This is a genomic window from Waterburya agarophytonicola KI4 (assembly GCF_020640915.1).
In the GTDB taxonomy this organism is placed as follows: domain Bacteria; phylum Cyanobacteriota; class Cyanobacteriia; order Cyanobacteriales; family Xenococcaceae; genus Waterburya; species Waterburya agarophytonicola.
Genome location: NZ_JADWDC010000115.1, coordinates 1 through 6528, shown reverse-complemented (window position 1 = coordinate 6528; position 6528 = coordinate 1). Strand labels below are relative to the sequence as shown.

General features: G+C 33.9%; 7 protein-coding genes and 3 pseudogenes. 5 read left to right on the top strand and 5 right to left on the bottom strand.

Annotation, left to right across the window (positions count from 1 at the left end; genetic code table 11):
* The 4 genes and pseudogenes from I4641_RS22905 to I4641_RS22890 all read right to left on the bottom strand — a co-directional run.
* Nucleotides 1–191 (bottom strand): annotated as a pseudogene (locus tag I4641_RS22905) (IS4 family transposase); the annotation flags it as partial.
* Between the two features lie 41 nt (nucleotides 192–232).
* Entirely contained in the window at nucleotides 233–436 is a 204-nt protein-coding gene (locus tag I4641_RS22900; protein ID WP_229642900.1) for a hypothetical protein, read from the bottom strand.
* 119 nt (nucleotides 437–555) lie between these two features.
* Complete coding sequence (locus I4641_RS22895) at nucleotides 556–975, bottom strand: helix-turn-helix domain-containing protein (protein WP_229642899.1); 420 nt, start codon at nucleotides 973–975, stop codon at nucleotides 556–558.
* Nucleotides 956–1123 (bottom strand): annotated as a pseudogene (locus I4641_RS22890) (type II toxin-antitoxin system HigB family toxin); the annotation flags it as partial. The pseudogene I4641_RS22890 and the gene I4641_RS22895, both read right to left, overlap by 20 nt.
* A 152-nt stretch (nucleotides 1124–1275) precedes the next feature.
* Here I4641_RS22890 and I4641_RS22885 point away from each other — a divergent pair.
* The 4 genes and pseudogenes from I4641_RS22885 (at nucleotide 1276) to I4641_RS22875 (ending at nucleotide 4478) form a co-directional block, all read left to right on the top strand.
* A pseudogene (locus I4641_RS22885) lies at nucleotides 1276–2631 on the top strand (ISNCY family transposase).
* Nucleotides 2632–3125: 494 nt separating this feature from the next.
* Nucleotides 3126–3437, top strand: a complete 312-nt coding sequence (locus I4641_RS22880; protein ID WP_229642897.1) for a DUF1664 domain-containing protein — start codon at nucleotides 3126–3128, stop codon at nucleotides 3435–3437.
* Nucleotides 3438–3581: 144 nt separating this feature from the next.
* Nucleotides 3582–3743 carry a helix-turn-helix domain-containing protein gene (locus I4641_RS24375; RefSeq protein ID WP_369426875.1) on the top strand — a complete coding sequence of 54 codons (162 nt, stop codon included), beginning with the start codon at nucleotides 3582–3584 and terminating at the stop codon, nucleotides 3741–3743.
* A gap of 9 nt (nucleotides 3744–3752) precedes the next feature.
* Nucleotides 3753–4478 (top strand): IS630 family transposase, encoded by a 726-nt coding sequence (locus I4641_RS22875; RefSeq protein ID WP_369426874.1) that lies wholly within the window; start codon nucleotides 3753–3755, stop codon nucleotides 4476–4478.
* 83 nt (nucleotides 4479–4561) lie between these two features.
* Here the strand turns inward: I4641_RS22875 and I4641_RS22870 are convergent, their stop codons facing one another.
* Nucleotides 4562–5008, bottom strand: coding sequence for a metal-dependent hydrolase (locus I4641_RS22870; protein WP_229642896.1), 447 nt, complete (start codon nucleotides 5006–5008; stop codon nucleotides 4562–4564).
* A 303-nt stretch (nucleotides 5009–5311) separates the two neighbouring features.
* Here I4641_RS22870 and I4641_RS22865 point away from each other — a divergent pair, with 303 nt between their 5' ends.
* Nucleotides 5312–6184: an HAD family hydrolase gene (locus tag I4641_RS22865; RefSeq protein ID WP_229642895.1), complete on the top strand. Its 873-nt coding sequence runs from the start codon at nucleotides 5312–5314 to the stop codon at nucleotides 6182–6184.
* Nucleotides 6185–6528: the final 344 nt, after the last annotated feature.

The following is a 6528-nucleotide window of genomic DNA, read 5'->3' as shown; positions in this document are numbered from 1 at the left end:
ATAACTACTCCCATCTTTCCAGCTAATTTCCCTGATTTTACCTCTGACAAACTCTTGAGTTTACGAAATAATGCCTCTAATGTCGAACCGTCTGCTACCCAAATATTCTCAAACTTAGACAAAGTAAATTGAACACTTTCAGGTAAAGGACGATTGTGACGAGCCGACCATCTGACTTTCAATTGGGGCAAGATTTCATGAAAGATTCTCCCGAATAATATGGCAGGAAAAGTCAAAAAGAATATCCTGGTAGCAGAATGCTGGAATTATCGTCTAAATTCAATCTGCGCCATTGATTATTAGTTAGTTGAGCAACAATTTGATTATCATTCGATAATTCTGTAGTTTGAGGTTGAGCTATGACAGGGGCATTTGCAAATAAGATTAAGCAGATGGATAGAAGTTGGTAGCGGTGGAAGAATGTGAATTTCAGCATCAGTTTGATTACCTTTTTTGTAACTAAAGGCATATTAATCCGACCATCAAATCAAGATAAATTGTGTGTAAATAAAATCAAATGAAAGAATTTTTTAAATGGATAATTATTATTTCACTCTAAAAAAATAAACTAGGAGAAACTTTAAAATACGTTCCTAATTTTTTGGCTTGTTCCTTGCTAATGGCTCGCTTCCCATTAACGATAGATGAAATCAAACCTTTGGACGGGCTAACAATTCCAACTAAATCTGTTTGCTTAATACCGCTAGATTCCAAAAGATATTGTAAAAGTTCGTGAGGAGAAAGATTACTCCAATCATCTAAATTGTAGACTTGTTCTTCATAGTCCTCAATTAATTTGACAAGCAAGCGAAACAAAGCTGTTTCTTCGGGAGTGCGATCGCTTTTTTTGGCAATCAAGCTTTCAGTAACTGCTAAGTATTCTGTATACTCTGCTTCTGTTTCAATAATCTTAGGAATAATTTGAATAGTATCTAAAAGCTGAAGATAGTTTTTTTTATTTAAAGTAAGGGTCATTTTTCCATTTCTCCTTATCGTATTCAGAGTGAGTTAGAAAATATTTAAAATAAGCTACTTGTTCGATATAGTCTATATCCAAAATCAGGCGATATTTATTTCCCCTAATATTAAAAACAGTAAAATTCTTTACAGCTTCCGTATCTCGATCAGCAATTCTCATTTTGGAAAAAATTGGATTTTAGTTCTCTGTTAAAATAGAGAACTAAGCTGAATTAGTCATAATGTTTGGTTAAATCATGAAATTATAGAGGTGTCAGGGGATAAAATCCTCATTTTGCACTCTTGCCTTTGTACTACATGAATCAAAAAGCTGTTACCATCTCTCCATCACAGTTAATCAGATTTTTAGACCAAGAATTAAAGGAATTACCAGATAATCGAAAAGGAGATAATAAGAAATATACGGTAAACCATGCATTGAAGGCAGGGTTTTCTGCATTTTTTACTCAATCGCCTTCTTTTTTACAACATCAACGTTTAATGAAGCCGAAAAAAGGAAAAGATAATGCTCAAAGTTTATTTGGGTTAGAAGCAATACCTTGTGACAATCAAATCAGAAAATTATTAGATCCGATTCGGGCTTCAACAGTATTTGGGGCATTTAAAACTACTTATAAATGGTTGGAAACCAATCAAATAATAAAACAGTTTAAATACTTAGATAATCAGATATTAATAGCATTAAATGGAACAGAATATTATAGTTCAAAAAAAATTAATTGCCCCCATTGTAATTGCCGAAAGCATAGAAATGGTTCAGTAACTTATTACCATCAGGCAGTCACGCCAGTAATCGTATCGCCCTCAAAAAAGCAAGTAATCCTAAAGGATACCGCTTCGCATATTAATTTTCCTCCAGAATTTATCAAAAAACAAGATGGAAGAAGGAAACAAGATTGTGAAAATGCAGCAGTAAAAAGATGGTTGTCAAGCAATATTATCGAAGAAGCAAAAGAAGAAATAACCTTATTACGAGATGACCTTTACTCTCGTCAACCAATATGTAAGTTAGCTCTTGAACAAGGATATAATTTTATTTTTGTAGCCAAACCATCATCGCATCAAACTTTATATGAATAGCTAGAGTTCTTGGAGAAAAATGGAGAAATAACAACTGGAGAAATCAAAAAATATGAGCAAGGAAAAAAAAGAATTTATCGATATAGATATGTAAATAATGTTCCCATGCGAGAAACTGAACCAAGTTTAATGGTGAAATCGTATGAAGTAGAAATATTTGATACTGCCAAAAACAAAGTAATTTATAAGAATAGTTTTATCAGCAATCATGAGTTAAATGAGTCGAATATCTTCCCCATGATTATTAGTGGAAGAACTAGATGGAAAGTCGAAAATGAAAGCAATAATATTTTGAAAAATTAAGGGTATAATTTAGAGCATAATTTTGGTCATGGACAAGAGAATTTGTCCGAAATTTTATTATCTTTAAATCTTCTAGCTTTTTTATTTCATAATGTCTTAGATTTAGCCAATGATATATATCAAAAAGTTCGAGAAAGCTTAGGTACAAGAAAGAGATTTTTTAATGATATTCGGGCTTTGTTAAACTATGTATGGTTTCAGAGTTGGAATAATTTATTTATCTTTATCTTAACAGAGGGAGAGGAAAGAGAGACAGTTAATACAAGTTAAATAGAGAAGTTAAAAGTTAGTAAAAACTCAAAAAAACAAGAATTAATTTCCAAAAACTAACCTAAGTATTCTGGTAGATAAAAATTAGGTTAGTTTTGACTGCTTGTTTTTTTTGAATTTTCATGTTACATGAAAGCCAAGCACTTAAATGAGAAATTTTAGAGCAAAATTCAATCTGATTACAAAAGAATTGGGTTTTTAGGAACTTCAAATTTCTAAAATAGTGATAATCATTCCCATAATGAGAATTGCTGACCGATAAAGACCAAAATCAGACCAATTAGTAAACTAGAACTATTTAACAGTCGCTTCATTGCCAGTGAGTAGTAAATAAGTTCTTCTACCCTGGCTTAATTAATTAGATATGGGTGCGATTTGGATCTGAGATTACCTTAATAGCAGTAGAGAGTAAGATAATAGAATTAAAAAGGAAGCCTCCCGACTGACAATCAATGAGACTTCCCAAATGGTAAAAACCTATTAAAAGTATAACAATGGCAACCAAACAAAATACAGAACTAAAAGAATTAAAGCAATTTATAGGCGATCGCTTTGACGAGTTAAAAACGGATATTGCATTGGTTAAAGATGAGGTCAGTCAACTCAATACTAAAGTAATAGACCTGGACAAAAAGTTAGCTGTAATAGAAACAAAAGTAGATTCAACAGAAAAACGACTAGGCACAGTAGAGGGAAAGCTACCCGATATAAGCGAGAAGTTCGGAGAACTGAAGAACTGGAGGCAAATAGCATTTATCATCATTGCTGCGGTGGTAGGCTGGTTTGCTAGAAGTACCAAGTTCTAATTTTTTCTCTCTGTATAGGTGGGTTTTTTTTAGCCTACTTATGCAACAAAATTCCCTATAGAGAAAGCAAAAGATGGCTACCCACCCTGAGAAAGTTTGTAACCGCCTTTTTTTAATCTCTCGTACAAATAGCAACGCTTATTCATTATTTCATATGATAAATATAGAATTTCCGAGTTAATGGAAATATTGAAAGTTAGTCGTAACACAATTTACAATTGGCTGAATAATTGGGATAATTATGGAGTAGTTGGACTATATAATCGTTCTGGACAAGGGCGAAAAAAAATCTTCGATGTTCAGTAACAAAAAACCATCAAAAAATGGGTAAAAGAAACACCTAAAAACTTAGGTGCAGTTCAAGAAAAAATCAAGAAAAAATGGGATATTATTGTAAGTAAAGATACAATCAAGAGAATTCTAAAATGCCTAGGAATGAAATGGAAAAGAATAAGAAGTAGGGTAGGGGGAAAACCAGAGCCAGAATTGTATAAACATAAAAAGCAGATTCTTAAAGCTTTAAAAAAGCTATCAAACTCTGGAGCTATAGATTTAAGATATTTAGACGAAAGCGGTTTTTGTTTAACACCCTATGTTCCTTATGGTTGGCAAGACAAAGAAGGATTAGAAGGCTTCGAAAGCAGTAAAAGCAAACGAATAAATGTTCTGGGATTATTAAATAGAAAGAATGAATTATATTCTTATATTTTTGAAACAAAAATAAATAGTGAAATTGTCATTAAATTCTTGGATAACTATGTTCAAAAAATAGATAAAATGACAGTAGTAGTCTTAGATAATGCTCCAATTCATAGAAGTAAAGCTTTTCAAAAAAAGATAGTAGAATGGCAAGAAAAGAAATTAAAAATATTCTGGTTGCCTACCTATTCTCCACAGCTTAATTTGATTGAGACTCTTTGGCGGTTTATGAAGTATGAGTGGATAGAAGCTCAAGCTTATACAAGCTGGAAACATTTAGTTGAGTATGTGGAAAACATTTTAAAAAATTTCGGTAAAAAATATACAATTAATTTTGCCTAAGTACTTAGTAGTCAGAATAGTCTAATTGAATATCTAAAAAAAGTGCTGGATAATTTTGGTCACGAATATGTAATTAATTTTGCCTAAGTACTTAATACCCATAATTCACCAGCCCCACCAGTCTTTAATCTCCGTCGCGGATTGGATACTGATATCGCCCAGACAGGTTCAGGATAAAATAGCTGTACTCCTTGTTTGGTGAAGGTATCGGAGAAACAGGCTAGAAGATGACCTAATGGGAGAGCGATCGCAGCTTTGATACTGCCATGCAGGAAGAAATGGTTAACTCCCAGACTAACCGCAGTAATGGCAGCAGTAGCTAGCAGAGAATGAGGAATACTGCGATGGGGAAAACGATCCTCAATCCAAGAGCTAACAGGATAGAAGATTTTACCAATAGTTGAAGTAGTGGTGTCTATATCGGGAAGCTGTGAGCCAAGGATAGCCAAACCTAACGGTAAAGGTTGACCATTTCCCAGTATTAAAGATGTTCCTGCTGCTGCTATTGAGCAATGAGTAATCGCCATCATGAGCGGTAAAGAGTAAAGTTACTTTACCAGTTTGGGTTTTGGTAAAGCGATCGTCAGTTATAGGACTTACGCATCGTACAAAATTACTATATTTTGACAACGAAAATAGGTGATTGTAGCCTTATTTCAAACATCTTTTAAAAGGTGGCGATCGCCTAAAAGTGAAAAAACCAAAATTATAGATACCCAAAACCAATACCGCAGATTTAAATTTTTCTGTCAATGCGTAAGTCCTAAGTTATTTAGCTCACTATAAAATAAAGAACAATTAGATCGACATATTTGTAAAGAACTATTTAATCTATGAGCTACGCCACTAAACCACTTTCCAATCGTATTGCAGTTGTCTTCGATTTTGATGAAACTTTAATTCCAGATGATAGCTTCAAAATTCTGTTACGAGATTGTCAGCTTGATGTTGAAGCCTTTGAACGCGAGCGTGTCGCTCCTTTAATAGAGCAAGGTTGGCATAAGTATTTAGCTAGAACTTATTGTTTAGTTCAAGAGTCACGACGCAGAGAAGGCAAAAACAAAATTACTCAGGAGCGATTGGCTAATTTAAGTCAAAAATTGCACCTGATTGAAGGCGTGAGTGAGATGTTTGAGTGCTTAAAAAAACGAGCAGCAGAAATAGTTCCCGAAGTAGAAGTGGAGTTTTATTTGATTAGCGGTGGTTTTGTCGATATTGCTCGCAATACTTCTATTGCCAAACATTTCACTCAAATGTGGGGTTGTGAATTGGCTTATGATGAGAACGGAGAAATTCAATTTCTCAAACAGCTAATGAGCCATACGGAAAAAACTCATTATTTATATTATCTTTCCATAGGTATCGAACGAGAAAACGAGCAAGATTTGATGTACAACTATCGTGATGTACCGATTAAACAATTATACGTTCCTTTGAATCAAGTAATCTATGTCGGCGATGGTACGTCTGACATTCCTTGCTTTACTGTCATCAATCAATACGGAGGTATTGCACTTGGTATTTTTCAAGATAATTCGACCGCAGAGACGTGGGAACATCGTGAGGAAGTCACTAGTAGTCAGCAGATAACTAATCTAGTTCCAGCCAACTACAAGCAAAATTCCGAATTAATGCGATCGCTAATTTTAAGCATCGAATGTATTAGTAAACAAATTGCTTTACTTCATCTCAGTGTTGGAGAATAAGCTTTTTCCTGGTTCTAACCATTGGTCACAAGTTAAAAAAATCCGAACCAAGTCAAGAAAACTTAAGAATCGTGCAAAACTCATAGAGAATAAGCAGTTGAAGGATTTAATTTCTCCATGAGTAAAACCAAAAGGCTTAATCGAGATCACGCTAAAAAAACGCAACGACCAATGTTGGAAGATCGAATCATTGCCGAACACTTAACGAATCTGCTCATTCCCACAATCAAATCGCAATCACAATATTTTAGAGAATTAGGACTTAGAGACAGGATTCTGACTCTTCCTTAGAGTTTGTCAGAGGTAAAATCAGGGAAATTAGCTGGAAAGATGGGAGTAGTTAT